This window comes from Labrys sp. F242 (assembly GCF_057813875.1).
Window position 1 is genome coordinate 2,871,100 of record NZ_JBVASG010000001.1, and the last position, 24,437, is coordinate 2,895,536.

A 24,437-nucleotide genomic window follows, 5' to 3' on the forward strand; every position below is an offset into this window, starting at 1 on the left:
CCCTTGCCACGACCTCCAATCGGCGCGACGCTTTGGTCAGCCGCCCAAAAGAGCGGCGGCCAGAACAGGAGGGACGCGACAATGACGCAGAACACTCCAAACGGCAGACGATCCAGCGGGCCGCGCTGTATCGCCCTGGTCGGCCCGTTCCAAAGCGGCAAGACGACCCTTCTGGAAGCCATCCTCGCACGCATGGGCGCCCTGCAGCGCCAGGGCACCGTGGCGGCCGGCTCCACCATCGGTGATGCCAGCGCCGAGGCGCGCGCCCACACCATGAGCGTCGAGGCCAATATCGCCTCCGTGGACTTCATGGGCGAGACCTATACCTTCATCGACTGCCCCGGCTCGATCGAGTTCCTGGCCGAGATGCGGCCCGTGCTGCCGGCGATCGACGCGGCGGTTGTGGTCTGCGAGGCCGATGAGAAGAAGGTCCCGGCCCTCCAATTGATCCTGCGCGAACTCGAAGACCAGAAGATCCCGCGCTTTCTCTTCCTCAACAAGATCGACAATTCGCATCAGAGCGTGCGCGACGCCCTGCCTTTGCTGCAGCCGGCTTCCCGTCTGCCGCTGCTGCTGCGCCAGATCCCGATCTGGAAGAACGGCGTTGCAGTCGGCTATGTCGACCTCGCGCTCGAACGGGCCTTCATCTACCAGGAACACGCGGCCTCCCAGGTGGTGGAGATCCCGCCCGACGAACGCGACGAAAGCAAGGATGCGCGCTATTCCATGCTGGAGCGACTGTCTGATCATGACGATGCCCTGATGGAGCAGCTTCTCGAAGAGGTCGAGCCCCCCCGCGACCGGGTCTTCGACGATCTCGCCCACGAGTTGCGCGACGGCCTGGCCGTGCCGGTTCTGATGGGCTCGGCGGTCAATGGCAACGGCATGCTGCGGCTGATGAAGGCGCTGCGCCATGAGGCGCCCTGCATTCATGAGACCGCCGCACGGCTCGGCATAACGCCGGGATCGGAGCCTCTCGGCTATGTCATGAAAACCTTCCATACCGCCCATGCCGGCAAGCTCTCATTGACGCGCGTGCTCAGCGGCGCCTTCCAGGAAGGCATGACGGTGACGACATCCTCCGGCGAGACCGGCCGTATCGCCGGCTGTGCCCGGCTGCTGGGCCAGACCACCCAGAAGACGACGCAGGCGCAGATCGGGGATACCGTGGCGCTCGGCAAGGTCGATGCCGCCCATACCGGCGACATGCTGGCTGTCGGCAAGGCCGTGCCCCGGCCGGCCGAGATCGAGGCCCCCCAACCGGTGATGTCGCTCGCCGTCCGGGCTCGCGACCGCAAGGATGACGTCAAGCTCTCGGCCGCCCTGCAACGCCTCACCGACGAGGACCAGGCGCTCGCCATGGAGCAGAATGCCGAACTCGGCGACACCATACTGCGCGGTCAGGGCGAGATGCATCTGCGCGTGGCGGTGGAGAAGCTCGCCTCGAAATTCGGCGTCGCCGTCGACTCGAACCAGCCGCAGATCGGCTATCGCGAGACCATTCGCAAATCGGTGACGGGCGTGCGCGGACGCCACAAGAAGCAATCGGGCGGGCATGGCCAGTTCGGCGACGTGGTGCTCGACGTGATGCCGCTGCCGCGAGGCGAAGGTTTTGCCTTCATCGACAAGATCACCGGCGGCGTGGTGCCACGCAATTACATCCCTTCGGTCGAGGAAGGCGTGAAGCACTATCTCAAGCGCGGCCCGCTCGGCTTCCTGGTCGTCGATGTCGGCGTGGCCCTCACCGACGGCTCCTACCACACGGTGGATTCCTCCGACATGGCCTTCCAGACCGCGGCGCGCATCGGCATGAGCGAGGCGATGCCGCAATGCAGCCCCGTGCTGCTGGAACCGGTGCTGGCGGTGGAGATCTCGGTGCCCTCGGATGCCACGGCCAAGGCCAACGCCATCGTCTCCTCCCGGCGCGGCCAGATCCTCGGCTTCGATGCCCGCGACGGCTGGGAAGGCTGGGACGTGGTACAGGCGCTGATCCCGGAAGCCGAGATCACCGACCTGATCATCGAACTGCGTTCGGCAACCGCGGGCGTCGGCACTTTCCGATCCAGATTCGACCATCTGGCCGAGCTCTCGGGGCGGCAGGCCGACACCATCGTCGCTTCGCGGCAGGCGGCGCAATAGACCTCCGGCACCCCCGGCGCCCAGCCGGCGGTGCCGGCAAGGTTTACCCCCGCCTCCATTGGCGCTAAAGAGCGGCGATGCCGACCATCGAAATTGCCGCCTTCTATCATTTCGCCCGTCTGCCGGGGTTCGCCGATCTGCGCGAGCCGCTGGCCAAGCTCGCCTGCTCGCTCGGCATCAAGGGCATCATCCTGCTGGCGCATGAGGGCATCAACGGCACGGTGGCCGGCACGCCCGAGGCGATGGCGGCCTTCCATCCGCGCCTGCGCGCGATCACCGGCCTACCCGCCATCGAGCACAAGACCTCCTTCGCCGAGGACATGCCCTTCCTGCGCATGAAGGTGCGGCTTAAGGAGGAGATCGTCACCATCGGTGACAAGAGCGTCGACCCGCTGGAGCGTGTCGGCACCTATGTCGAGCCCGGGGACTGGAACGCCCTGATTTCCGATCCCGAGGTACTGGTCATCGACACGCGCAACGATTTCGAGGTGCGTATCGGCAGCTTCAAGGGCGCCATCGATCCCCGGACGGAGAGCTTCGGCGACTTCCCTGCTTTTGTCAGGGACAATCTCGACCCCGCCAGGCACAAGAAAGTGGCGATGTTCTGCACCGGCGGCATACGCTGCGAGAAGGCGACCAGCCTGATGCTGCGCGAGGGCTTCGAGGAGGTCTATCATCTCAAGGGCGGCGTGCTGCGCTATCTGGAGGAGATCCCGCCTGCGCAGAGCCTGTGGGAGGGCGCCTGCTTCGTCTTCGACAAGCGCGTCGCCGTCGGCCATGGCCTCAGGCAAGAAGATTTCACCCTCTGCCATGGCTGCCTGTCGCCCCTCTCGGCAGCGAACCGGCAATCGCCCGACTACGAGGAAGGGGTGAGCTGCCCCTATTGCGCCGCAACCCTCACCGAGACACAGAAAGCCTCCTCGCGCGAACGCCATCGCCAGGAGACGCTCGCCCGCCGGCGCGGCCACGCCCATCTCGGCCCGCGCCTCGCCACCGCGGTTGAAGAAGGCTGAAAAACCCCGCCATTCCAAGGGCATGAATGGCTGTCGTGAAGAGGTTCGGGATGGAGAAAACCATGTCTGACAAAGCCCTGGTCCTGTTCTCGGCCGGCCAGGATTCCACCACCTGCCTGGCCTGGGCGCTCGAGCGTTTCGACAGCGTGGAGACGGTCGGCTTCGATTATGGCCAGCGCCATAGCATCGAGCTGGCGATGCGCCCGGTGGTTCTTGCCGCCTTTCGCGAAGCCTTCCCCGCCTGGGCCGCGCGGCTGGACGAAGACCATCTGGTCGACCTCGGCATACTCGGCCGCATCAGCGAAACCTCCCTGACGCGCGACGTCGAGATCGCCATGCAGGAGAACGGCCTGCCCAACAGCTTCGTGCCCGGGCGCAATCTGCTCTTCCTGACCTTCGCCGCCACCCTCGCCTATCGGCGCGGCGCCCGCCATCTCGTCACCGGCGTGTGCGAGACCGATTTCTCCGGCTATCCGGACTGCCGCGACGACACCATGAAGGCCATGCAGTTGGCGCTCAATCTCGGCATGGAAAGCCGTTTCATCATCCACACGCCCCTGATGTGGATCGACAAGGCGCAGACCTGGGCGCTGGCGCGGGAGCTCGGCGGCGACCGGCTGGTGGACCTCGTCCGCGAACAGACCCACACCTGCTACAATGGCGATCGCAGCCATCGGCACGATTGGGGCTATGGCTGCGGCACTTGCCCGGCCTGCGAACTGCGGTCCAGCGGCTACCGCCGCTTCATGGCCGAGAGCGGTTCCTGAGACAAATGCCAGGCAGGCGGCATAGCTGCTAAAGCGTTTTGTGATTTGATGGAATCGTCAAGAATCGCAAAGACGCGTCGAAACAAGGAGTTAGAGCAAACAAGCGTTCGGTCTCGAACGCGCTTTGCTCTAGGACAAGGGCTGGGCGAGATGATTGGATGCCGATAAGGCCAACATAAGCGCCCCTCGCCCCGTTCTCAGCTCCGCGAACAATTTGCGAGCTCACGCTGCCCCTCATCCTTACCTTCTCCCCGCAAGCGGGGCGAAGGGATGACTGGCGTCGCGTTCTTTGCCTCAGCCCAGCGTCATCGACGGGCATGACGACGGCCGGCAGGAGACAGGCGATGGCAGCCAGGCAAGACGGCGTGCGATCACGGCTGTGCCCCGATCTCGATGGTGGAGAACAGGTCCTTCTCGATATCGCCGCCCTCGCTGCGCGGCTTGACGCCGGCGGCCGGGCGGTAATGGCCATTGTCGTAGATCAGCTCAAACCGCGCCGCCTTGCCGGGCTGCTTGTCGAAACTGCATTCGCCACCGACCTTCTTGGAGGTTTCATGGGTGACGCTCTGCTCGACCGTGAGGTCGCGATAGCCCAGCTCGACCTTGGGACCGAGCTTGACGGTGCGCGTCACCAAGGTCGACTCGCCCTCGCAATCGCCATTGTTCTCGCCATTGCTGCGCTCGACGATCAGCCCGTCCAGCACGCGCTCGATGCGTCCCTTGTCGAAGGTGTACATCCAGAGCGCCTGCTCGTTATAGGGATTGACGCGCGAACTGCCTGATTGCGAGGTGCGCAGGCCGAAGGCACGCAGCCCGTCGCCGACATCGTAGCGGGCCGTGTCGAGGCTCATCGAGCCGAACTGGATGGCATCCGAGAACGCCATGCCCTTCTCCAGCCGCCGCGCCACGGGATTGCCGGTGGCGACATCGGCGATGATGATCTCGACATCGCCCTTGTTCTCGCCCTCGACCGGCGGCTTGGCCTCGATCAGCGGCACCGCCGCCAGCATCAGTTCGGGGCGATAGGGCCAGGCCTTGCAGACCACGTCGTCCGGGTTGATCGAACGATCATTGCCACCGCCCTTCACCAGCAGGCCGTTGTCGCCTTGCTGCGCGTCGGGATAGGCCTGCTTGAGCAGGGCATCGGTGATGTCGCATTCGGCCAGGGCCTGGGTGGGCAGCATCAGGGCCAGGGCAGCGGCACCGAGGGCGAGCTGAAGCTTCATGTCGGGTGATTCCAATTCCGGAGGGACGATCCGACATCTAGCACGAGCCGGAGCCGGGACAATCTAGAGCAGCGGCAATCTGTTGCACCGTTTGATCGGCGACCTCAGTTTCGGCGGATACAGGACGTTCGCTCCCTGCGATTGCCTGCCCGGCACCGCATCGATAGGCTCGGTCCATGCCTCTCGACACAGATTCCCAGCGGGCCTTGCTGAGCCGCCGTCTCGACACGCTCTATGCCACCGATGGCCGCGGGCGCCTGCTGCACAGCAATGAGTGGGACTCCCACCCGGCGCCCCGCTTCCATCTGATGCGCACGCCGGCCGGGCCGCTGTTTCGCTGCCGCGTCGACATGCCGGACGGCCTGGTCGCTCGCCTCGGCGAGCTCTGTCGCGACGAGGCGCTGGGCGAGGTGCCGAGGGAGCGTCCGGCCCGGGAGGAAGCCTATCTCGACCTGCTCGGCCACCAGGCTCCGGTGACGCAGATCTGGGCCGGGCCGGTCTACCGAGCGGATGCCGTCCCGCCGCCGCAACGGCAACCCATCGCCATCGATGAGGGCAATACGGACTTGCTGCGGCCGCTCTTCCCCGACTGGCTGCCGGACGTACCGCACAGGCGGCCCTTCCTGGCTGTGGTCGAGGGCGATCGCGCCGTGGCGATCTGCGCCAGCGTGCGCATCTCCGATGCCGTGCATTGCGCCGGGGTCGAGACCCACTCCGACCACCGCCGCCATGGCCATGCCGTCGCGGTCGTCGCCGGCTGGGCGCAGGCCGTGCGGGCGCTGGGGGCCGTGCCCTTCTACAGCACGTCCTGGGACAACCTGGCCTCGCGCGCCGTCGCCGCCAGCCTTGGCCTGCCTTTGGTCGCCACAGACTTTCATGTCAGCTGAGGCGGCAACTGACCACTGCCGGAAAGACGAGAGCACGGGTACCCTTCAAGAATAGCTGCTCTGTCATCCCCGGCGAGGCCGTAGGCCGAGGGAAGGGGATCCAGGGGTCGATAGGCGTGGATCCATGGCCCCTGGATCCCAGTCACAAGCGAAGCTTGTGACGATACCCTAGCTCTCTCGCTGCGCTCGCGAGGCGCTCGGCCGGGGATGACGAGGGGCCTACTTCTGAACTCCCCTACTGCCCCTCGCCCAGGGCCGAGGCCCAGTCCTTCTTGACCTGGCCGATGCGCGCCACATAGGCGCGCTCGATGCAGGAGGCGTCGGTGCAGACATCGCGCACCGTCTCGCGCCAGTGGGTCTGGTCCTTGCCGAAGGGGTCGCTGACCGCGCCGGTCTCGCCGTCGACCCCGCGCGTCTCGCCCTCGATGGCCTGGTAGAGCCTGTTCATCTCGTCATCGAGGCGGGACAGTTTCGGATGGGCGCAGATCAGCTTCTCGACCGCGCTATGCGCCTTGCGGCAGTCGAAACCGGCGGCCTGGGCCGGGCCTTGCCAGGCGAGGGTTGCGACGGCCAGGGCCGCTGTCATGATAAAACTTGCAGGACGGATCATCCGAAACTCCGAAGGCAACGAAGAACCCGTCGCTAGCACAACAGGGCCGGCCTTGTCGTGCCGCAGGAAACTTCGCCACCCTGCTGACAGGACGTTGTCAGCAAGTTTCCGACGACGGCCCTTCCCCCGGCGCGTGACTCACCCCATTATCAGGGCATGTCCGATACACCCAAAGCCCCCTCCTCGAGCAAGACCCCTGCTCCGAAGAAACTCCGCACGCCGAAATCCAAGGCGTCGCGCCCGGCCCTGCCCTCGCTCGACGAGCATCTGAAGGCCCTGCTCAATCCCGGCCTGCTCAAGGAGGCCAGGAGCAGCTTGCGCGACGACGAGAAGCCGGGCTTCGGCGAGGGGCCGCAGAGTGGCTTCGACGCCGGTGCCGTCACCGGCCTCGACCCCGAGCTTGCCGCCAAGCTCGGCGTACCCTCGGCCGGCGGAGGCGCCGAGATGGAGGGCCGTGCGGTCAAGCGCAAGGCACCTGACAAGAAGGCCCGCGCCAAGGACGACGGCCAGCTCGATCCCGACGGGCTCGACAAGCTCGGCGGTTCGGCCGGCACCATCAAGGCGCTCTCCGAACTGCTGGAGACCGGCGACCCGCGCATGATCGGCAAGCCGATATGGACGCCGCATCGCCCCTCGCGCCCCGACAAGAGCGAGGGTGGCATCCGCCTGGAACTCGTCTCGGAATATCAGCCGGCCGGCGACCAGCCCACCGCCATCGCCGACCTGGTCGAGGGCCTGCAGAGCCATGAGCGCGACCAAGTGCTGCTCGGGGTCACCGGCTCGGGCAAGACCTTCACCATGGCGCAGGTGATCTCCCGCACCCAGCGCCCCGCTCTGATCCTGGCGCCCAACAAGACGCTGGCGGCCCAGCTCTATGGCGAGTTCAAGTCGTTCTTCCCCAACAATGCGGTGGAATACTTCGTCTCCTATTACGACTATTACCAGCCCGAGGCCTATGTGCCGCGCACGGACACCTATATCGAGAAGGAGTCCTCGATCAACGAGCAGATCGACCGCATGCGCCACTCGGCCACGCGCTCCCTGCTGGAGCGCGACGACGTCATCATCGTCGCCTCGGTCTCCTGCATCTACGGTATCGGCTCGGTCGAGACCTACACCGCCATGACCTTCGGTATGAGCGTGGGCGAGCGCGTCGAGCAGAAGCAGCTGATCGCCGATCTCGTCGCCCTGCAATACAAGCGCATCAGCGCCGATTTCGGCCGCGGCACCTTCCGGGTGCGCGGCGACGTCATCGAGCTGTTCCCGGCCCATTATGAGGACCGCGCCTGGCGCATCAATTTGTTCGGCGACGAGATCGAGAGCATCGCCGAATTCGATCCGCTCACCGGCCAGAAGATCCAGGACCTGCAATTCGTCAAGGTCTACGCCAATTCGCATTACGTCACGCCGCGCCCGACGCTGAACCAGGCGATCAAGGGCATCAAGGACGAGCTCAAGGTCCGGTTGCAGCAGCTCTATACCGGCGGCCGCCTGCTGGAGGCCCAGCGCCTCGACCAGCGCACCACCTTCGACCTGGAGATGATGGAGGCCACCGGCTCCTGCGCCGGCATCGAGAACTATTCGCGCTGGCTCACCGGCCGCCTGCCTGGCGAGCCGCCGCCGACCCTGTTCGAATATCTGCCCGACAACGCCCTCGTCTTCACCGATGAGAGCCACGTCACCGTGCCGCAGATCGGTGCCATGTACAAAGGCGACTTCCGGCGCAAGGCGACTTTGGCCGAATATGGCTTCCGCCTGCCCTCCTGCCTGGACAACCGTCCCTTGCGCTTCGAGGAATGGGACGCCATGCGCCCGCAGACCGTGCATGTCTCGGCCACCCCCGGCAAATGGGAGCTGGAGCACACCGGCGGCGTCTTCGCCGAGCAGGTGATCCGCCCAACCGGACTGATCGATCCGCAATGCGAGATCCGCCCTGCCCGTACCCAGGTCGACGATCTCCTCGGCGAAGTCCAGCAGGTGGCGAAACAGGGCTACCGCACCCTCGTCACCGTGCTGACCAAGCGCATGGCCGAGGACCTCACCGAATACATGCACGACCACGGCATCCGCGTGCGCTACATGCATTCGGACATCGACACCATCGAGCGCATCGAGATCATCCGCGACCTCCGCCTCGGCGCCTTCGACGTGCTGATCGGCATCAACCTGCTGCGCGAGGGCCTGGACATTCCCGAATGCGCCCTGGTCGCCATCCTCGACGCCGACAAGGAAGGCTTCTTGCGCTCGGAAACCTCGCTGGTGCAGACCATCGGCCGCGCCGCCCGCAATGTCGACGGCCGCGTCCTGCTCTATGCCGACAACATGACCGGCTCGCTGGAGCGCGCCATCGCCGAGACCAACCGCCGCCGCGAAAAGCAGGTGGCCTGGAACACCGCCAACGGCATCACGCCCGAGAGCGTCAAGCGCGGGATCGCCGACATCACCAATTCGGTCTATGAGCGCGACCGCGTCACCGTCGACAAGGGCCTGGCCGACAAGGTCTCCACCATCGGCCACAATTTCGAGGCCGTCACCGCCGACCTCGAAAAGCGCATGCGCGACGCCGCCGCCGACCTCCGTTTCGAGGAAGCCGCCCGCCTGCGCGACGAACTCAAACGCCTGCGCGAGACCGAAATGGCCGTGGCCGACGACGGCTCGGCCCGGCAGGTCAATGTGCGCCAGAAGGCCGGCGCCTATAAGGGCCCGAAGGCCTATGGCGATGCGGCGAACCTGCCGAAGACGCGGGCCGCCAAGCCGGGGCTGGACTCAATGGGCCCGGGCACGGATCGCGAGGTGCCGCTGGGGGCTGAGGCACGGAAGAAGGGTGGCGGGAAGCCTGGGCCGCAGCGGTGGAAGGGGTGAGTGCGACTTCTAAAATGGTCCTCGTAATTCGGCTTTCGCGTGACGGGTAAAGCCCTATAATTGTAATTTTCACAATTATCTTATCCGCAACGCGTGAAATAGGGCAATGCTTATATTGTGATAATCTTTTGAATGTTGCCGATACTTTTTTAGCGCCGAAACCTATAGTAACGCAATTCTGACATCTTAGCATTTAGGAAAGATGCATTATTAATCTCTTGAACGATGCCAATATTCATGTATCGTGCGAATCACTCTTAGCTGGGTGTTATGAGAGACACTCTATGCCGGGTGATTTGCCAGGCTGACAGCGATTGAACGACATTGGGCGCCGACTTCGAATAGTTTTGTCGTCCCCGGTCTTTCGCCTCGGAGCCGACAAAACTATTCGAAGTCGGACGCTTGAGTAAGAGAATTGAATGGACCACCCTCTGCGCAGTGATGACCATAAAGCGTTGCGTGGAAGGGTGGTCCAACTTATCCAGAACGGTTTTAATATTCGGCGTCAAAGCAACATTGTCTTCGTGTGTGGTGGGAATAACCCAACTGAGCACATGCGAAAAAAATTCCAGGCGGTGTTCAGCGGTCTCTTGCCCGACCATGAGTTCTTTGAGCCGGAATTTGCGATGAAGAACTACTTCTCTCTTGGAGACACAGACCCCTTTGACATCTCCGAGTTTGAGGAAATTGTTGGGCAGCTTTCGCATTCTATAGTCTTGTTTCCGGAAGCACCCGGCTCACTCGCCGAAACCGGTTATTTCTCAGCACGCCCTGAACTGGCCAGAAAAATACTACTTGCTGTGGATGGAAAGCGGCAACGCTCAGATAGCTTCATTTCACTCGGACCCGCCAAGAAAATACAGGATGCATCTCGCTTTCAGCCCAACATTCAATTTGACTATGACAATCCAGATTTTAGCATAATTGCCAATCGCTTAAATGATCGTGAGCCTCTTCAGAAAACGAAGAGGTCCTTCATCGTGAAAGAATTTTCGGATACGGATCCCTTCGAGCTATTTGGATTAGTTCATCAGTTAGTATCTATTCTCGTAATCGCTACAATTGAGGATATAGAATTCTTTTTAAGATCTCTTTATAAGGGACACATTAGTACCAGCAAGGTGAAGAAGATCGTCTCAATTCTTGTTGGAGCAAGGAGGTTGATTGAGATCGGTGACTTTGGACATGTACGGGTAGATAGAATGAGGGCACCGCCATTGACTCTTAGGGATGGAGCAAAAACAACACATGATGCACTTTCTATCGAAATCTCAGCTACATTCTTGTCGGCTGACACGGAGTTTCGTAAGATATTAGACGAGACTGGTCATGTTGATTGAGTTACTCGCTAGGACTTCGAAATTAGATTTGCAAAAACTCATTCGCTTGTCTGAAACAGCAAACCAAAGATATAAGCTTTATGAAATTCCGAAACGTTCTGGCGGCACGCGAAAGATTGAGCACCCGAGTAGAGAACTAAAGGCGATACAGCGCTGGATAGTTAGGGCTCTTATTTTACGCTTCCCGGTTCACGAGGCTGCAACAGCATATCGAAGTGGAGTGGGTATTCGTGAGAATGCAGAACGACATCGGAGATCCCACTATACCAATCGATATGATTTTGCGAATTTCTTTCCTTCTTTTCATCAGGGGCATATTGAGAGCTTCATTGCATACGAGGCGCTGAGATTTGGCATCCTACTCAATGAACAAGATATAAGATTTGTTGGCCGAATAGTCTGCCGGCGTGGCCGCCTCACAATCGGCGCGCCAAGCTCGCCTGCGATTACAAATGCCATGATGTTTGAATTCGACTGCAGAATGTTCAATTATTGCACTGAAAATGAACTTATATACACTAGATATGCCGATGATTTATTCGTATCTTCCATGAAAGAGAATAATTTAACTGAGATTCATAAGGCAATTATTGAAAGCAAAAAAGGTATTGATTTCCTTAATTTGCGCCTTAATCACAAGAAAACCGTTCACCTTTCGAGGAAATACCATCGTGGGGTTACCGGCGTGGTAATTACTCCTGACCACAAACTGTCTATCGGGCGTGATCGAAAGCGCGAAATCAAATCTCTCATCCATATGTGGCGAAGTGGTCGACTTCCATCGGAGAAGGTTCACTACATGCGCGGTTTACTTTCCTATGCGAGGGACATTGAGCCTGATTTTGAACAACGCATGCGAAGGAAGTACGGAGATAATACAATTCATGAAATACTCAGGAACCCCGATCTTAAGAACATGCCAGACTCGCATTATACGTCGCTTAGAATTCGCTAAATTTGAAGGGTACGAATTGTAGAGACTTCTATTGGTATTGCGGCGACTTTCTACTCATTGTCCACCACTCCTGCGAGCCGAAACCCGCATTCAGTGAATTATCATCACACTCATCATTCACCTGTCACGGCGTCTCCAACGGGTGCATGTGCTCGAGCCGCAGCCCGGCCAGATCCGAGGCCTGGGAGAATTCGTCGAGGTCGACGCTGAGCGTCCCCGGCTGCCTGAGGCGATAGAGACCGAGCTTGACATATTGCGTCCCGGGATCGGCCTTGGAATTACGGTGACAGTGCATTTAATTTCAATCAGATTTAGCATCGCCAATAAAATGCACTGTCACCGTAATTTGGAAAATGGGCGTTCGGGTACTCATGGCCTATTTGCGGTCTTGGCGACGGAGTTCATGCAAAAGCGTCGTGTTATGTTTTCAACTTCACGAACGTAATTCCCGTAAGGCCTGCGTCGATACATTGTGCCTTGAAATATTCGTCGCAGAGTTGAGTGGCAGAGTGAATTACGTGAAACAAATGACGCCCCTCTGTTGAAGAGCTATTTATAACGACGCGCTCAGCAAGCATCAAATGATACAGAACCCTGCCACCCCCAAATTCTTTTATCCTCATATTTGATTTTTCTCTAACTACTACATCGAAGCTGTACCGAGGCATACAAAAATAATATTTTGGGCCACGAGTACCGCCTGAAAGCTCAAAGTCACACTCTACATAGCTAAATGCATCTTCATCCGCCTGAAGAAATACTTCTTTGCATCGTTCGGAAATCAGCCAATAGGTCCCATATCTGTCAAAATCGAACGGCATTCTTCCCATCTTCTCGTCATAGATGAGAACAGGCCTCTCAGGATAAATTGGCATCTCTCCGCTGTCGTAAGCTGGGAAAATCGTTGCTCTTCCGGGTAATTTCAGCTGTTGAAAATTCTTGACTTCAATTCCTGGCGGCTTCGAACTCACGGATCGCTCGCCGAGGATGTAGAATGTCCTGTCATCTTTTTTGATCACGTCATTTCCTCCGGAAGACCGGCAGCGAACTCGGAATTGTTGGAATCGCGGAGACGGCTTGTTAAATAGAGACTCACTTTTTGTCGACCTTCACCGTCTCGATTACGGTGACAGTGCATTCAATCGCTGCTGCCGCTTCAGGCATTTAATTTTTATGGCACATTTGCTTTGACCGGCTAACCGTACCATTTCGGCAGAGAAACTTACCTTCCGCCGTGCAGGCCTTTACCCCTCCCTTACGCCCCGAACAGGGCGTATTGCGGGCTTCGGCTACGACATTTGTCGCCAAGCCTGCGATGATCGTCAACACGACGATGCGAACCCACATGTCAATTCTCTTCATCTGTTGCGGTGTTGGGCTCTTCAACCGGCAGATCGGGCTGAGCAGTGGCATTCGTTTTGCGGGCGCGACTGACGGCATCAGCAGTCTTGCAAAGATTTTCGCAGGGCAGGCCATCGCTATCGCGGTCGAGCTTCGATGCTCCACAATGATCGAAGCGCCAGACGGCCTCTTGGCAGGAGGTCATGTACTTGCAGTAGCGATCCGTGCATGAAAGATCCTGCGCCAACGAGACAGTCGAAAAGGCCGTGACAATTCCAACGGCAATCAAAAACCGCATCGACTATCGCCCCTTTTCCTGAGGCCGCCATCGGTGGAAATGAAACTACGATAACGGTGCACCAACTCTGTGCCTCATCTCCTACCCTCTTCATTCAGCGGTCTTGCTTGAAGTAGAGCGAAGGAATCTTGAAGAGCGGAGCCCGTGACATTTCCGTGAAAGGCAACTTGGCGGTCAGGTATCACGGCGACGGTTTACTCATTGTCCGCCACTCCTGTGTGGCCGAACCCCACATAAGTCAAACCGTCACAGCACTTGTCATTCACCTGTCACGGCGTCTCCAACGGATGCATGTGCTCGAGCCGCAGCCCGACCAGATCCGAGGCCTGGGAGAATTCGTCGAGGTCGAGGCTGAGCGTCCCCGGCTGCCTGAGGCGATAGAGACCGAGCTTGACATATTGCATCCCCGGATCGGCCTTGAGATCGATGGGCGGCCGGGTTCCGAAATCGCCGCTGACACGCACGATCTTCCGGCCGTCGGCCCAGACTTCGAGCAGGGCTCCAACAGGCCTGCCGGACGGATCGTCGTGCGACCCCCTGATATGATAGACCATGTCGACCCAGGCATCCTTCGGCGTCGGCAACGGCCGGTTCGACACCGGCTCGATGCGGACCAGGCGACAGCCGAGATAATTCTCCGGGGCGGACAGGAAGGCGAGCCCTTGCAGGTAATCGGCGGCACGGTTCTCCCCGCTGCGCCGGTCCTCCAGCTCCTTGCCCGGCAAGGGTGCCGGCAGGGGTACGTTGGCCGGCATCACGCCGGTCAGAATCTCCGCCTGCCGCTGCTGCCCGATTTTGCCCCGTATCAGCGCGACAGCCTGTTCGCGCACCCGATCGTCGGACGCGTCCAGGGAGGCGAGAAATCCCTGGGCCTCGAGCACCTCGGCCACATTGTTGCGATCCGTCGCAACCAGGCAGCGCCCGTTGGCCGTTTCCACGGTAATATGAAAAATGCCGTCATCGTAGCGCTGCGCCACGAACGGGCTGTCATTGCCAGGCCCCTTCCATTGGCCGATGACCGTGCGGTGGCTACCGGAGGCCGCGACCTGCCCCCGGATACGGAAGCTGAACGCATACCAGCTGTCGGAGCCGTAAGGGAGCGCTCCGCTCTTCGCGACCTGCAATTCGGCACGCTGGCAGCCGCCCGCCGGCATTTCCTCGAGCGGGCAATCATTGCCGCCGTCGGCGTCCGTCGTGACGATCGAGACGGCACCCGCGGTTCCGCCACTGCCGGGGAAGAGCGGTTGCACCTGCCTGGACGGATAGCCGCCGACGAACTTGCTGAAGCTCCACAACGTTCGGTCGGCGCTGCCGCTGTCGAAACCATCATGAAGATCGCCGGCCCGGCAGCCTCCGGCCAGGCTCGACGAAATCAGCAAGCCGGCAACGAACCACCGCATGCGTCGCCCCCCAATCGCGCGAGCATCATGCAAAGCTGAGGTGCTGTCAAAACAAGGGGTTGGAACTACGGTGGCGCTTTACTGATTTCGTCGCCTCATGCACTATATCGCTCTTGCTGGTCATCGTGGAATTGGTGGTTACGGCAACGGTGCATTCATTCAGCTGTCTCTCAAGACATTTAGGTTGCCCCGCCCGATGAATGCACGATCACCCCAATCCGTAAACCCAACTGGAAGCCGAGACCGGCCCCCGTCCCTCGCGAAAGAGGACCAAAACCTGCGTCACGTGAATTTCTTCAATAATTTCCGGCGGGAAAACTGGAGCAGCAAGCAACTCATTCGGCTTTGACTAATGGGTTTGTTATGTCTATCGTATCATCGACAAGTCAGTCTAGCGAACCGGCACGAAAGTATCCGCGGCTGCGCCTGCCATTCCGCGCTAGATCGCATACTTGCAAAATCCGAAGTATCACGATTCAGTCAGCTCACGGTGACGAATATGAGTGATGATACAGTAAGAGATGTGAACTTTATTTCCTTCGATTTTAATAAAATATGGGATAATTTCCCATATTTTACCAGCCTTCCGCCGGACGCTGCGGGTGTCATGGACGGAATACATGCGTATGCGCCGGGCGCAACGTCGTGTTGTATACAGTTAAGTTACGCATTAAATGCGGCAGGCATTAAAGTTCCGGAAAGAAGCTATCGCCGGCCAAATTTTCGCGGAAAAAGCGGAGATTATTATTTTGGGGCTCCGGATGAAGTAGATCTTTTTCTCGAGGGAGAATTTTTCCCTGGAGAAAACATTAAAAACATGGCCGACCCGTCCTTGAGCAATATGAAGGCTTACTTGGCAGACAGATGGGGGATATTGGTTTTTTACGATACCAGAACCCATCTTGGGCCCAGGGCTCACAACGAGTTATGGAACATGAGCACTATAAAACAAAGTGCAAATAGCCCTGCGGGTATGAGTGAGGGGGGCATCTTCAGCAACAAAACAGTATTGTTCTGGGATTTCGCATAAACGAGGCTGGTCCCAATTACCAACTACGGTGATAGTTTACGTATTTTGCTGTCTCACATATGGGGTGCAGTCCAGCTCCGGCCTGTGTTCCCCACAGTGTTGCCGCCCCCATGGGGCCGTGCCATGTTACCGTGGCCGCGACATGCACCAGCCCGGGATCGGGCCAGGAGACAGTGATGCTTATGCAAAGAACCCACGCATTCGTCGCCGCGGCGATGCTGCTTGCCGGAGGAACGCAGGCTGCAAACGCAGCAGAGGCCGTGCCGGCCACGTTGCAGCCGCCCGCCGGCTACACACTGGCCTTCACCGCCAAGGCCAAGGGCCTGCAGGTCTATACCAGCGCGGCGGAAGCCGGCGCAGCGCCCAAATGGGTGCTCGAGGCTCCTGTGGCGGAGCTGGCGGCGAAACAAGGCGCCGTGCATCATTATGCCGGCCCCTCCTGGGAAGCCGCCGATGGCAGCAAGATCGTCCGCGACAAGGATACGCCGGTGGTGACGGTGCCGGCCAAGAAGGCCAGCGCCGATATCCCCTGGCTGCTCATCAAAGTGACGGCCGATCCGGCCGCCGGCGTGCTGAGCAATGTGGGTTATGTGCAGCGTATCACAACCCATGGCGGCGTCGCGCCCGCCGCGCCGCCCGTGCGAACCGGGACGAAAGTGGGCGTGCCCTACACCGCGACCTACGCGTTCTTCGCCAAGGCCAACTAAGCTGGCGACAGTGAACTCTGACCGATACGGGCAACCGCGCGCGTCATCCCCTCCCCACGGCCTTCTGCTGTGCCGGGGATGACAGGTCAACTCGGCGTCTCGATTTCAACCAGGCGTGACGAGGCGTCAGGAACGCCGCTTCAGCAGTTCCGCGAAGGTCGTGCGCTGCCGTGGTAGGACGAAAGGCACGGCCCCGCGCTTGTCCAGGCCGAAAGGATCACCCGCCACGCGCTCGACGACATGCCCCTGATAGAGGGCGATCCCCTCGCATTCCCAGTTGCCGCCATAGTTGAGCGTCAGCGGATTGTAGGTGTTGGCGCCGTATTGGAAGCAGATGTTGTCCTGGAAACCGGTGGTCGGATCGGCACCGACGAGACGCCAGCGGCCCTGCAGCACGATACCGTTGCCGGGATACCAGAGGGCGGTCCGGCCGTCCTTGCTCAGGAACTCGACCTGCGTGCCATGGGCGTCGAACGACATGTTGGTCGTGCCGCCCTGGAATTTCTTCTTGGTCTCCGCGCTCGGCGGCGTCGTGCTGTTGGCATTCGCTCCTATCAGGGGCGCACAGCCAGCAATCAAAGCCGACACCCCCAATACCAACATGAATTTCCGCAACATCGCCAGCCCCACGGTAAAGCACCAGCGAACACACCATGTTTTACTCGAAATTGAAACTATAGAGACAGCGCTCACCGTCTTTTATTTCGCGACATACCCGATTGACACATATCACCCGTTTACCGGTCCTGCCCTCCCCCCATGTCGTGGAATGTGCAATGGCGAACTACGGCACAATTTACCCAGTATCGGTTTCGGTCCGCACTTGCCGGCCTATAGCGCCACCAGCGGCCAAAAGCTGATTTTTCTCGACCTGAGAAACGCCGATTCACCCTGCATCGGGTCCATGTCGGTGTAGGTGTTGCCCATCCGATCCTTGTTCCACAAATCGATGTGCCCGCCCCACATCGAGGTTTGCCCCTTGATGCTGAAATAATGCGTGAACAGGATGATGCCTTGTCGGCCTTCGACAAATTTGAACGCGGCAAGGCCAGGCATCGGTTCGGGCGAGAATGGGGGCTTTGCCTCCCAGACATAGGCCTTCCCCTTGGCCCAGGACCAGGTTGGGAAATCGTAGGGGTTCGAAAAATGATGCCGGTGATCGGCACCGGGAAGCTGGCATGACGAGCCCCAACACCCCTTGAACGACACCCCGCTCAGATGCAGGGCCTCGCAGAGCCGGACGAAACACTGCATATTGCGCAGCGGAGCCTCGCCCTTGTTGCAGGGATAGTGCACGGCCCCGTTTGTCGGGCTCATCGGATGGTTGTTCCACATCTCCTGAAAGCTGCCGACATGCCGGCCGGGCGCAGCCGGCAAGACGAGCAGCTTCGGGTTCGCCTTGACACTGATGGGCAGTGACGGAGCATAAGTGGCGCCCATCTTTCCTGCCTTGGAAACCCAGTAGAAGGCGTCCAGTTCGGTATCACCGGCGGACTTGCCGCAAATCTGGAAAAAGTACCGTCCGTGAGACTCGATCGGAACATTATCAGCCGCGACCTTCGCCATGTCGTAGACGTCGATATATTTCTTCTTGGTCACATCGCCCAGATGAACGCATTGCTGGCTGAAGGCGATGTCAGAGTTCCGTGCAATCACCCCCACTTCGACCATGGGCTGCAAATCGAACTTTTTCAGGCTGACGATCCGAGTTTCACCCACAGCCAGATCGACCCGATGCACTGGCTTGCCATGAATATCGACAAAATTGTCCATGGAAATTCTCCGCGAGCCTGATCTTCGAACAACCCTGTGCGTTGAATTCGCTGCCTCGGTAGTTTTCCCCCGCAGGAATTCAACTTTGCTAGAACCGCGAATTACGACGATTACGGACGGTTGAGACGACGGTGCATTTCATTTACGGCGGCCGCTGACCGGCTGAACCCGGGATGCGGCCCAAATCCCCTGCAATGCCGCCGGTCCAGCTCAGCTTTTGCATTGGTTGTCCTGCACCGCGACACTCCGCCTGTATTGGGTGATCAGGCGATGGAACACCTTCGGAAGGTCTTCGTCCATTGCCCACAAGGACGGATCCGGCTGCGCCAGCACGGTGGTGCGAAGGACGGCGTCCCGCTGGTAATCCAACAAAAATTCCAGCTTGTCGCTCACCCGCATCGCATTGGGTCCGAAACCGCAGCTCTCATACAGGCTGTTTGCCGCGAGTATGGCGGTTGTATCCAGCAGATCCGTTCGCTGCATCAAGGGGACAGCGCGCCCGCCCCGCGTGAATAGGGCATCCAGATACATGAAAGCTTCCGGGGAAAGCGAAGGTTTCGTTTTCAAGGCGTACAGGTACAAAGCCGCGAGATCGGTGCGTCGCAGCGGCAGGTCCCATTTGTCCCTCCCCTGCACCTCCTGAACGTCGCAGAGGACGCCGTCTCCCCAAGTGCGGCAATCCGTACCCGCGGTGTAGCCTTTCGATTGCAGCCATCCAAGGATCTGAGGGTGCACGACGTTCAGATCGGAAATACTCAAGGCAATCGTTCTTCTCTCGACTTCCGTATCGAACAGTTGCTTGGCCTGCTTGTCCTGGTCGTCTCTCCAGATTTTATATCCAGAGACACTGGATGACGCCAGAATAAGGAAAATAATTGCGCATTTGGCCCACAGAGGCGGCTTGTCCAGGATCGCTCCGATGAGACTAATGAGGAGGGTAAACAGCAACGCTGCATATTCCATTCCTACCTCCTCGTCTTCCTTTCCTGGGAATTACACAGGATTGAAGTATTTGAAATGACGGTCACGACTTGCCGATTTCGCCAGAAACTCGGGTCACGGGCCTGTCATGGCGCTGGTTTTGAGGATTGCAGAACCATACTGAAGGCCGAAGCCGTGACAGCCCCGTGAAAAGCCGCTCGGGAGCGCCAAAACAGTCATTGAAAACATCGCCCCGCGGTGCGTACCTTATCGGCGAACTATCCACGCCTGAAATACGCGACTTCGTAGCAGAAGGTCTCGCTCTGCATCGCATCCGTACGCGTCTATTGTGACTATCGATTTCGGAAAGCATCCCTTTTCCTGTCGTGAATTCTTGAATCCTTTTCACGCCGCGATGCAGTGCGAACCACGGAAGTAAAACCGCGCGACCATACCTATCCGCCTGAGATCTGCTGGCTCGTTGGGAGGGGCTGCCATGGCTGATTGCATCGTGATTTCGAAGGCGTCGCTTTTTCCGGATCCCGACGATTCCTCCATTGCGCTCGTCAGCCTCGCCGCGGGCGACCGGGTTTCGCAGCTGCGGGAGCTTTCGAGCTGGGCCAAGGTCTCGTTCACCGATAAGGCGGTGCAGACCTATCTCGGCTGGCTCCACGCCGACATGCTGAAGATCGCGCAGGCGACGGCGTTCAAGCTCTATGACGAGCCCCTGGGCACGCCGAGGCCTGTAACGGGCAGCATCATCGAGGAACGCGCCCAGCTGCCGCCCTGGAAGAAGGTGCGGATCCGGCTGGAGGACGGCAGCGCCGCCGAAGGCTGGATCGATACCAACGACCTGCCGGCCGATGGCTCCGATGACGCCGACGAACAGCAGGCCGAAGGGCCCGGTTCCGATACCGGCGACGAGCTCAGCCTGGGGCCGAACGAGGTCTATCGCACGCCCCTCCTCAAGGCCCATGGCATTACCGACATCGACGCGGCCGCACTCGCTGCCCTCATCGATGCCGAGGCGGCCAAACTGCCGAGCGGCCAGTGGAACGCCAACTCCAAGGCCGGCACCAGCAGCGCGGCCGGGCTCACGCAGTTCCTCGACAGCACCTGGACCTCGCATGCCACCAACAGGAAGACGCTGCTGAACCAGGTCTGCAAGGCCAAGGGCTTCGTCAGCGCCGCCAACGACATCGTGGCCGCGCGGAAGCAGGCCGTGCTCGACCTGCGCTTCGATCCGGAGCTGGCAATCGTGTCGGCGGCCGAATATGGCCTGTTCAATTTGAGCGCCCTGATCGCCGAAGGGCTTGTTGACGACCAGATCGGCGACGACGAGAAGGCCCGCTTCATCTATATCGCCCACCATGAAGGGCTCGGCGGCGCGCAGGCCTTCCTGAAGCAGACGCGGTCCTACACCTTCAGCGACCTGGTGACCCAGATCGGGCGCGGCAAGGCGCAGGCCTATGTCGATGCCGCCGGCGGCGACACCACGCGAGCCTACCGCGCCTGGCTGACCGACTATGTCGACGGCCATATCGTGCCCGCCAAGTTCCGGAAGAGCGGCACCGCCGCGGCGACGGGCGGCGGCACGACCTCGCTGTCGCAATTCGACGGCGCCACCATCCCGGTGGCCGAGCTCGGCGGCAAGACCAGCCTGGTCACGGCGATCCAATGGCGGCTGTCGGAACTGGGCTTCCTCGATCCGCCCGCCGATGGCAAGTTCGGCCCGGTCTCGCTCTGGGCCCTCAGCGAATTCTGCGACCTGAACGGTATCTCGCTTGGCGGCGGCTTCAGCAGCGCCATCGCCCGCCGGCTGCTCGAGCCGACGGCGCTCCTGCCCGAGATCACCACGACCGGAACCTGGTTCGACAAGGTCATCGCCTATATGAAGGCGCAGAAATACTTCATCTGCCGCCATCCCGACTGCCGGAACATCGCCTATCTCGAAGGATTGAACCCGGACGGCACGCTGAACGACGACAGGCACAATGTCTTCAACGACCTCCGGATCGTCTTCGCCATCGACAGGAACGGCCGCCCCGATTTCAAGGACGCGCTCTGGGAAGGCACCACCGAGCCGGGCGATTTCTGGACCGTTCATCCGATGAACCCCGGCGGGGCGGCCAGGATCGCCTTCAACCAGTACAAGGCCTGGGTCGTCGGCACCCACCATGCCGGCTCTCCGTCGGCCCATGAGGCCCTCGTCCAGGCAGAGCCCCTCAGCGTCTTCAGGGACCTCAACAAGGACTTCCAGCGCACCGGCGATCGCCTCGACACCGGCCTTTTCGCCATCAACCAGCATTGGGGCTATGACGCGCCGCAGGGCGATCTCGGCCGCACCAGCGCCGGCTGCCTCGTCGGCCGCACCAAGAACGGCCACCGCCAGTTCATGGCGCTGATCAAGGCCGATCCGCGCTATGGCGTGAACCGCGGCTATAAATTCGTGTCCGCCATCATGCCGGGCGACAAGGTGCTGCAAGTCGGGTGAGAGCGGATTTGATCGGTGGGCCTAACCGATCATCCCGACACCACCCTTGCTTTGCCCTCAATCGATCGCATGCGCCCGATGCGCCACCGTGGTGGCAAAGGCGCGGGCGCTGGCGGCGTACCATTCGGGCGGGTGCTTGGCGGCCAGCCCGGCGACCGAATGCACAGTGTCGGCCAGCACACGCTTGCCCGCGGTGCTCTTCGCCACGCTGAACCTATAGGAATGCCCCTCCTCATGATGGGCGATCACCACCTCGGTGCGGGATTTCGAAACGATGTCGAAGATATGAGCTGACATGAGCGCTTTCCCAGGATGATTATGATTGCGGTGACAGTTTACCCGATTGAGGTTCCGGCTCGCTTGCGAGGCCTGATGGCCCGCACTGTTTGCCGGCATAGTAGCATATTCACTGGGCTGTCACCGCAATGCCTTGGCCCGGTCTCAGGCCTGCGCGACCGTCTTTTCGATATACTTCCGGGTCTCGCTCGCCTCGTTGCGCAGCCATGCCGCGAAGCTCTGAAGTTGCGGCCGCTTGTCGATATCCTGGCGAAGCTTCAGCCGATAGGGATGTGGGGCAATCAGATGTTGCGACATCGCAAAAGGATTGACGACGAGCCCCTCTTCCAGGTCGCGCTGGACCAGGGACAGGCCACAGACCAGAAACCCCACGTTCTGGCGCACCGCCTCCAGGGCCAGTCGCATGTGTTGATAGCGCACGCCACGATCCGGACCACTCTCGCGATGTCCGAATGCCTGAAACCATTCCACCCATCCAGGCGGCCCCGATTCCTCCAGCTGCGCTTTCAGATGCAGGAGCGGCATGCCCTCCATCTGTATGCTCGGATCCCGGCCGGCGATGCGGCGCAGATTGTCCGGCCCCGAGAAGGGCAGAAAGACATCGCTGAACAAGGGCTCGTCGCGCCCATTGCCATAGCCGACGCGCACATCTGGCGCCCCGAGCCTGAGCGGCACATCGCCGGCTCCATTGATACAGAACAAGATGTTCGGATGGTCCTGCCGAAATGCGGGCAGGCGTGGCGCCAGCCAAAGCTCGGCCCAATCCGTGTCCGCCACGATCTGGATTTCGCTGACGCGTTGGAAATCCAGCGTTTCGGTCACACGCTCCAGCGCCGCGAACGCCACATGCAGATCACCCAGCGCATGGCTGAGTTCGGGGGTTGGCTGCAGTCCCGAGCGCCCCCGCATCAAGAGGTCGGCCCCTAGATAATCCTCCAGCGCCCGAATGCGCTGGCCCACCGCGGCCGGCGTGATGCCCAGGCGATCCGCCGCCGCCTTGAGTGAACCGGACCTGATCGCCAATTCGAGCGCCTGCAGCGACTTGAGATGCGTGGTGGCGGCCATTGCTAAAGATTATCTTTAGACGACAAAAGAACAAGCCTTCTTACTAAAGATTTTCTTTATCAGGCAAAAGAAATTGGCGCTTCCCGTCTCCCTGGCAAAGGCGCATCGTTGCTGGGAAATAAGCCCCCCAACAGCGAGGAAACAGACATGAAACGCTATGTGATTGAACGCGACATTCCGGGCATAGGGTCGTTCTCGGTAACCGAACTCTGCGGTGCGGCCCGCGCTTCGAACCAGGCGCTCGCGACGATCGGCCCCCGTGTCCAATGGCAGCATTCCTATGTTGCCGGCGAAAAGACCTTCTGCATCTACCTGGCCGAGAGCGAGGAAGAGATCAAAAGGCACAGTGAGCTCAGCGGCATTCCGTTCACGAAGATCACCGAGGTTTCACAGATCATCGATCCGTTGACCGCGAACAACTGAACGCCTTGCTTGGCAGGATTGAAGCAAGCGGCCCGCCGAAAAAGCCGCTTGCTTCGGCGCTGGTATTTTCGAAACTCGGCAAAACCGTCCCCGCCGCTCACCATGGCTTCCACCAGGGCTTCTTCACCTCACGGGGCTTGATGACGCCCTCGACCTTGGCGATCCGCTGCTGCGCATCGAAGGCAAGCCTGACCTCGGCGCCATCCGCCTCGCGCGTCGCGGATATCATCGCGGGCTCCGCTTTGACCGTGAACCCCTGCTGGCGCAGGAAGCTCTCCGCCATCGCGCGATGATCGACCTCGAAATTGCTGACGACCTGCATCAGCACCGTGTTCACCCGCTCGGCCGCCACCGGTGCACGGATCGAAGCAGGCAGCTTCTCGAGCAGAAGGAAGAGTGCGCCGTCCTGATAGGGAGCCCGGTAGTAGCAGGATCTGTCTACCAGTGCCCCGCACAGCATGGCGAGCATGTGATCGGTGATGGTGCCGAGCCCGAATTTCGGTTCGACGAACTCCCTGATGCCGCGCTGATCGCCGATCTCCTTGATCCGCGTGCAGGCCTCGAGAACGGAGGCCGGCAGGCCGCTCTGGTGGTTGGCCCAGCCCCACAGCCAGCTATTGTCCTGCTCCGCGCTAGTCCCGAGAACCTGGATCGGAAAGGCGAGATCGCTGCCGAACGAGATCTTTCCCTGCCCGATGTCGACGTCCCACGAGCGGTCGCCGATCAGGTCACCGAGCGCCAATTGCCGGGCGAATGCCGAGCCGGCTTCCGCGGAAAACAGGTCGTTCAAGGTAGGGGCCATGGTTACCGTCCCGGATTGCCGCGTGAATGCCCGACTGCCGATCGGGATGAATCGCGACACCGCATTTCTGCACCGGAGATACGACGA

24 protein-coding genes are annotated in these 24,437 nt (G+C 60.3%); 11 read left to right on the forward strand and 13 right to left on the reverse strand.

Features of this window, described 5'->3' with window-relative positions:
• The first annotated feature begins 81 nt into the window (after positions 1-81).
• The 3 genes from ACZYTC_RS13470 to queC all read left to right on the forward strand — a co-directional run bounded on the left by ACZYTC_RS13470 (position 82) and on the right by queC (position 3,919).
• The gene (locus ACZYTC_RS13470; protein WP_488989793.1) at positions 82-2,139 is read left to right on the forward strand and encodes an elongation factor G; all 2,058 of its coding nucleotides are present in this window, start codon (positions 82-84) and stop codon (positions 2,137-2,139) included.
• A gap of 77 nt (positions 2,140-2,216) precedes the next feature.
• A complete protein-coding gene (gene trhO, locus ACZYTC_RS13475; protein ID WP_441773735.1) occupies positions 2,217-3,152 on the forward strand; it encodes an oxygen-dependent tRNA uridine(34) hydroxylase TrhO in 936 nt (311 codons plus the stop codon).
• Between the two features lie 62 nt (positions 3,153-3,214).
• Positions 3,215-3,919, forward strand: coding sequence for a 7-cyano-7-deazaguanine synthase QueC (gene queC / locus ACZYTC_RS13480; protein WP_488989794.1), 705 nt, complete (start codon positions 3,215-3,217; stop codon positions 3,917-3,919).
• Between the two features lie 371 nt (positions 3,920-4,290).
• Here queC and ACZYTC_RS13485 read toward each other — a convergent pair whose 3' ends face one another.
• A complete protein-coding gene (locus ACZYTC_RS13485; RefSeq protein WP_488989795.1) occupies positions 4,291-5,145 on the reverse strand; it encodes a PA3715 family protein in 855 nt (284 codons plus the stop codon).
• 176 nt (positions 5,146-5,321) lie between these two features.
• On the opposite strand from ACZYTC_RS13485, the gene ACZYTC_RS13490 reads away from it, so the two are divergent.
• The gene (locus ACZYTC_RS13490; protein ID WP_441773732.1) at positions 5,322-6,032 is read left to right on the forward strand and encodes a GNAT family N-acetyltransferase; all 711 of its coding nucleotides are present in this window, start codon (positions 5,322-5,324) and stop codon (positions 6,030-6,032) included.
• Positions 6,033-6,267: 235 nt separating this feature from the next.
• Here the strand turns inward: ACZYTC_RS13490 and ACZYTC_RS13495 are convergent, their stop codons facing one another.
• Positions 6,268-6,642, reverse strand: coding sequence for a lysozyme inhibitor LprI family protein (locus tag ACZYTC_RS13495; RefSeq protein ID WP_441773731.1), 375 nt, complete (start codon positions 6,640-6,642; stop codon positions 6,268-6,270).
• 156 nt (positions 6,643-6,798) lie between these two features.
• On the opposite strand from ACZYTC_RS13495, the gene uvrB reads away from it, so the two are divergent.
• From uvrB to ACZYTC_RS13510, 3 genes are all read left to right on the forward strand, one after another.
• Positions 6,799-9,504 carry an excinuclease ABC subunit UvrB gene (uvrB, locus tag ACZYTC_RS13500; protein WP_488989796.1) on the forward strand — a complete coding sequence of 902 codons (2,706 nt, stop codon included), beginning with the start codon at positions 6,799-6,801 and terminating at the stop codon, positions 9,502-9,504.
• Positions 9,505-9,923: 419 nt separating this feature from the next.
• Entirely contained in the window at positions 9,924-10,844 is a 921-nt protein-coding gene (locus ACZYTC_RS13505) for a retron St85 family effector protein (protein ID WP_488989797.1), read from the forward strand.
• Positions 10,834-11,799 (forward strand): retron St85 family RNA-directed DNA polymerase, encoded by a 966-nt coding sequence (locus ACZYTC_RS13510; RefSeq protein ID WP_488989798.1) that lies wholly within the window; start codon positions 10,834-10,836, stop codon positions 11,797-11,799. The genes ACZYTC_RS13505 and ACZYTC_RS13510 overlap by 11 nt, the downstream gene beginning before the upstream one ends.
• Positions 11,800-11,923: 124 nt before the next feature.
• On the opposite strand, the gene ACZYTC_RS13515 is transcribed toward ACZYTC_RS13510, so the two are convergent.
• From ACZYTC_RS13515 to ACZYTC_RS13535, 5 genes are all read right to left on the reverse strand, one after another.
• Positions 11,924-12,094 carry a hypothetical protein gene (locus ACZYTC_RS13515; protein ID WP_488989799.1) on the reverse strand — a complete coding sequence of 57 codons (171 nt, stop codon included), beginning with the start codon at positions 12,092-12,094 and terminating at the stop codon, positions 11,924-11,926.
• Positions 12,095-12,218: 124 nt separating this feature from the next.
• Positions 12,219-12,818 carry an imm11 family protein gene (locus tag ACZYTC_RS13520; RefSeq protein WP_488989800.1) on the reverse strand — a complete coding sequence of 200 codons (600 nt, stop codon included), beginning with the start codon at positions 12,816-12,818 and terminating at the stop codon, positions 12,219-12,221.
• Between the two features lie 145 nt (positions 12,819-12,963).
• Complete coding sequence (locus ACZYTC_RS13525; protein WP_488990010.1) at positions 12,964-13,239, reverse strand: YdcA family protein; 276 nt, start codon at positions 13,237-13,239, stop codon at positions 12,964-12,966.
• Positions 13,148-13,438, reverse strand: coding sequence for an excalibur calcium-binding domain-containing protein (locus ACZYTC_RS13530; protein ID WP_488989801.1), 291 nt, complete (start codon positions 13,436-13,438; stop codon positions 13,148-13,150). Before ACZYTC_RS13530 ends, ACZYTC_RS13525 begins: the two co-directional genes overlap by 92 nt.
• Before the next feature lie 269 nt (positions 13,439-13,707).
• A complete protein-coding gene (locus ACZYTC_RS13535) occupies positions 13,708-14,838 on the reverse strand; it encodes a hypothetical protein (RefSeq protein WP_488989802.1) in 1,131 nt (376 codons plus the stop codon).
• Between the two features lie 499 nt (positions 14,839-15,337).
• On the opposite strand from ACZYTC_RS13535, the gene ACZYTC_RS13540 reads away from it, so the two are divergent.
• A complete protein-coding gene (locus tag ACZYTC_RS13540; protein ID WP_434955573.1) occupies positions 15,338-15,868 on the forward strand; it encodes a T6SS effector amidase Tae4 family protein in 531 nt (176 codons plus the stop codon).
• A gap of 176 nt (positions 15,869-16,044) precedes the next feature.
• Positions 16,045-16,575, forward strand: a complete 531-nt coding sequence (locus tag ACZYTC_RS13545) for a DUF3455 domain-containing protein (RefSeq protein ID WP_481274103.1) — start codon at positions 16,045-16,047, stop codon at positions 16,573-16,575.
• 126 nt (positions 16,576-16,701) lie between these two features.
• Here ACZYTC_RS13545 and ACZYTC_RS13550 read toward each other — a convergent pair whose 3' ends face one another.
• From ACZYTC_RS13550 to ACZYTC_RS13560, 3 genes are all read right to left on the reverse strand, one after another.
• Positions 16,702-17,163: a hypothetical protein gene (locus ACZYTC_RS13550; RefSeq protein ID WP_488989803.1), complete on the reverse strand. Its 462-nt coding sequence runs from the start codon at positions 17,161-17,163 to the stop codon at positions 16,702-16,704.
• Between the two features lie 243 nt (positions 17,164-17,406).
• Entirely contained in the window at positions 17,407-18,348 is a 942-nt protein-coding gene (locus tag ACZYTC_RS13555) for a T6SS effector amidase Tae4 family protein (RefSeq protein ID WP_441774594.1), read from the reverse strand.
• Between the two features lie 210 nt (positions 18,349-18,558).
• Positions 18,559-19,311, reverse strand: a complete 753-nt coding sequence (locus tag ACZYTC_RS13560) for a hypothetical protein (protein ID WP_488989804.1) — start codon at positions 19,309-19,311, stop codon at positions 18,559-18,561.
• A 454-nt stretch (positions 19,312-19,765) separates the two neighbouring features.
• Here ACZYTC_RS13560 and ACZYTC_RS13565 point away from each other — a divergent pair, with 454 nt between their 5' ends.
• Positions 19,766-21,763, forward strand: a complete 1,998-nt coding sequence (locus tag ACZYTC_RS13565) for a peptidoglycan-binding domain-containing protein (RefSeq protein WP_488989805.1) — start codon at positions 19,766-19,768, stop codon at positions 21,761-21,763.
• A gap of 57 nt (positions 21,764-21,820) precedes the next feature.
• On the opposite strand, the gene ACZYTC_RS13570 is transcribed toward ACZYTC_RS13565, so the two are convergent.
• On the reverse strand, positions 21,821-22,060 hold the full coding sequence (locus ACZYTC_RS13570) for a hypothetical protein (protein ID WP_441774597.1): 240 nt from the start codon (positions 22,058-22,060) through the stop codon (positions 21,821-21,823).
• A 144-nt stretch (positions 22,061-22,204) separates the two neighbouring features.
• On the reverse strand, positions 22,205-23,125 hold the full coding sequence (locus ACZYTC_RS13575; RefSeq protein WP_488989806.1) for a LysR family transcriptional regulator: 921 nt from the start codon (positions 23,123-23,125) through the stop codon (positions 22,205-22,207).
• A 147-nt stretch (positions 23,126-23,272) separates the two neighbouring features.
• On the opposite strand from ACZYTC_RS13575, the gene ACZYTC_RS13580 reads away from it, so the two are divergent.
• Positions 23,273-23,548 carry a DUF4242 domain-containing protein gene (locus tag ACZYTC_RS13580; protein WP_434955565.1) on the forward strand — a complete coding sequence of 92 codons (276 nt, stop codon included), beginning with the start codon at positions 23,273-23,275 and terminating at the stop codon, positions 23,546-23,548.
• Between the two features lie 97 nt (positions 23,549-23,645).
• Here the strand turns inward: ACZYTC_RS13580 and ACZYTC_RS13585 are convergent, their stop codons facing one another.
• Positions 23,646-24,350 carry a DUF6882 domain-containing protein gene (locus ACZYTC_RS13585; RefSeq protein ID WP_488989807.1) on the reverse strand — a complete coding sequence of 235 codons (705 nt, stop codon included), beginning with the start codon at positions 24,348-24,350 and terminating at the stop codon, positions 23,646-23,648.
• Positions 24,351-24,437: the final 87 nt, after the last annotated feature.

Bases quoted from the DNA above. Each gene is read 5' to 3' on its own strand.
- queC (WP_488989794.1), top strand. From the start codon at position 3,215: ATGTCTGACAAAGCCCTGGTCCTGTTCTCGGCCGGCCAGGATTCCACC.
- ACZYTC_RS13585 (WP_488989807.1), bottom strand. From the start codon at position 24,350: ATGGCCCCTACCTTGAACGACCTGTTTTCCGCGGAAGCCGGCTCGGCA.
- ACZYTC_RS13530 (WP_488989801.1), bottom strand. From the start codon at position 13,438: ATGCGGTTTTTGATTGCCGTTGGAATTGTCACGGCCTTTTCGACTGTC.
- trhO (WP_441773735.1), top strand. From the start codon at position 2,217: ATGCCGACCATCGAAATTGCCGCCTTCTATCATTTCGCCCGTCTGCCG.
- ACZYTC_RS13525 (WP_488990010.1), bottom strand. From the start codon at position 13,239: ATGCCGTCAGTCGCGCCCGCAAAACGAATGCCACTGCTCAGCCCGATC.
- ACZYTC_RS13505 (WP_488989797.1), top strand. From the start codon at position 9,924: ATGGACCACCCTCTGCGCAGTGATGACCATAAAGCGTTGCGTGGAAGG.
- ACZYTC_RS13575 (WP_488989806.1), bottom strand. From the start codon at position 23,125: ATGGCCGCCACCACGCATCTCAAGTCGCTGCAGGCGCTCGAATTGGCG.
- ACZYTC_RS13495 (WP_441773731.1), bottom strand. From the start codon at position 6,642: ATGATCCGTCCTGCAAGTTTTATCATGACAGCGGCCCTGGCCGTCGCA.
- ACZYTC_RS13515 (WP_488989799.1), bottom strand. From the start codon at position 12,094: ATGCACTGTCACCGTAATTCCAAGGCCGATCCCGGGACGCAATATGTC.
- ACZYTC_RS13510 (WP_488989798.1), top strand. From the start codon at position 10,834: ATGTTGATTGAGTTACTCGCTAGGACTTCGAAATTAGATTTGCAAAAA.
- ACZYTC_RS13485 (WP_488989795.1), bottom strand. From the start codon at position 5,145: ATGAAGCTTCAGCTCGCCCTCGGTGCCGCTGCCCTGGCCCTGATGCTG.
- uvrB (WP_488989796.1), top strand. From the start codon at position 6,799: ATGTCCGATACACCCAAAGCCCCCTCCTCGAGCAAGACCCCTGCTCCG.
- ACZYTC_RS13545 (WP_481274103.1), top strand. From the start codon at position 16,045: ATGCTTATGCAAAGAACCCACGCATTCGTCGCCGCGGCGATGCTGCTT.
- ACZYTC_RS13490 (WP_441773732.1), top strand. From the start codon at position 5,322: ATGCCTCTCGACACAGATTCCCAGCGGGCCTTGCTGAGCCGCCGTCTC.
- ACZYTC_RS13560 (WP_488989804.1), bottom strand. From the start codon at position 19,311: ATGGAATATGCAGCGTTGCTGTTTACCCTCCTCATTAGTCTCATCGGA.
- ACZYTC_RS13535 (WP_488989802.1), bottom strand. From the start codon at position 14,838: ATGCGGTGGTTCGTTGCCGGCTTGCTGATTTCGTCGAGCCTGGCCGGA.
- ACZYTC_RS13580 (WP_434955565.1), top strand. From the start codon at position 23,273: ATGAAACGCTATGTGATTGAACGCGACATTCCGGGCATAGGGTCGTTC.
- ACZYTC_RS13565 (WP_488989805.1), top strand. From the start codon at position 19,766: ATGGCTGATTGCATCGTGATTTCGAAGGCGTCGCTTTTTCCGGATCCC.
- ACZYTC_RS13470 (WP_488989793.1), top strand. From the start codon at position 82: ATGACGCAGAACACTCCAAACGGCAGACGATCCAGCGGGCCGCGCTGT.
- ACZYTC_RS13540 (WP_434955573.1), top strand. From the start codon at position 15,338: ATGAGTGATGATACAGTAAGAGATGTGAACTTTATTTCCTTCGATTTT.
- ACZYTC_RS13555 (WP_441774594.1), bottom strand. From the start codon at position 18,348: ATGGACAATTTTGTCGATATTCATGGCAAGCCAGTGCATCGGGTCGAT.
- ACZYTC_RS13570 (WP_441774597.1), bottom strand. From the start codon at position 22,060: ATGTCAGCTCATATCTTCGACATCGTTTCGAAATCCCGCACCGAGGTG.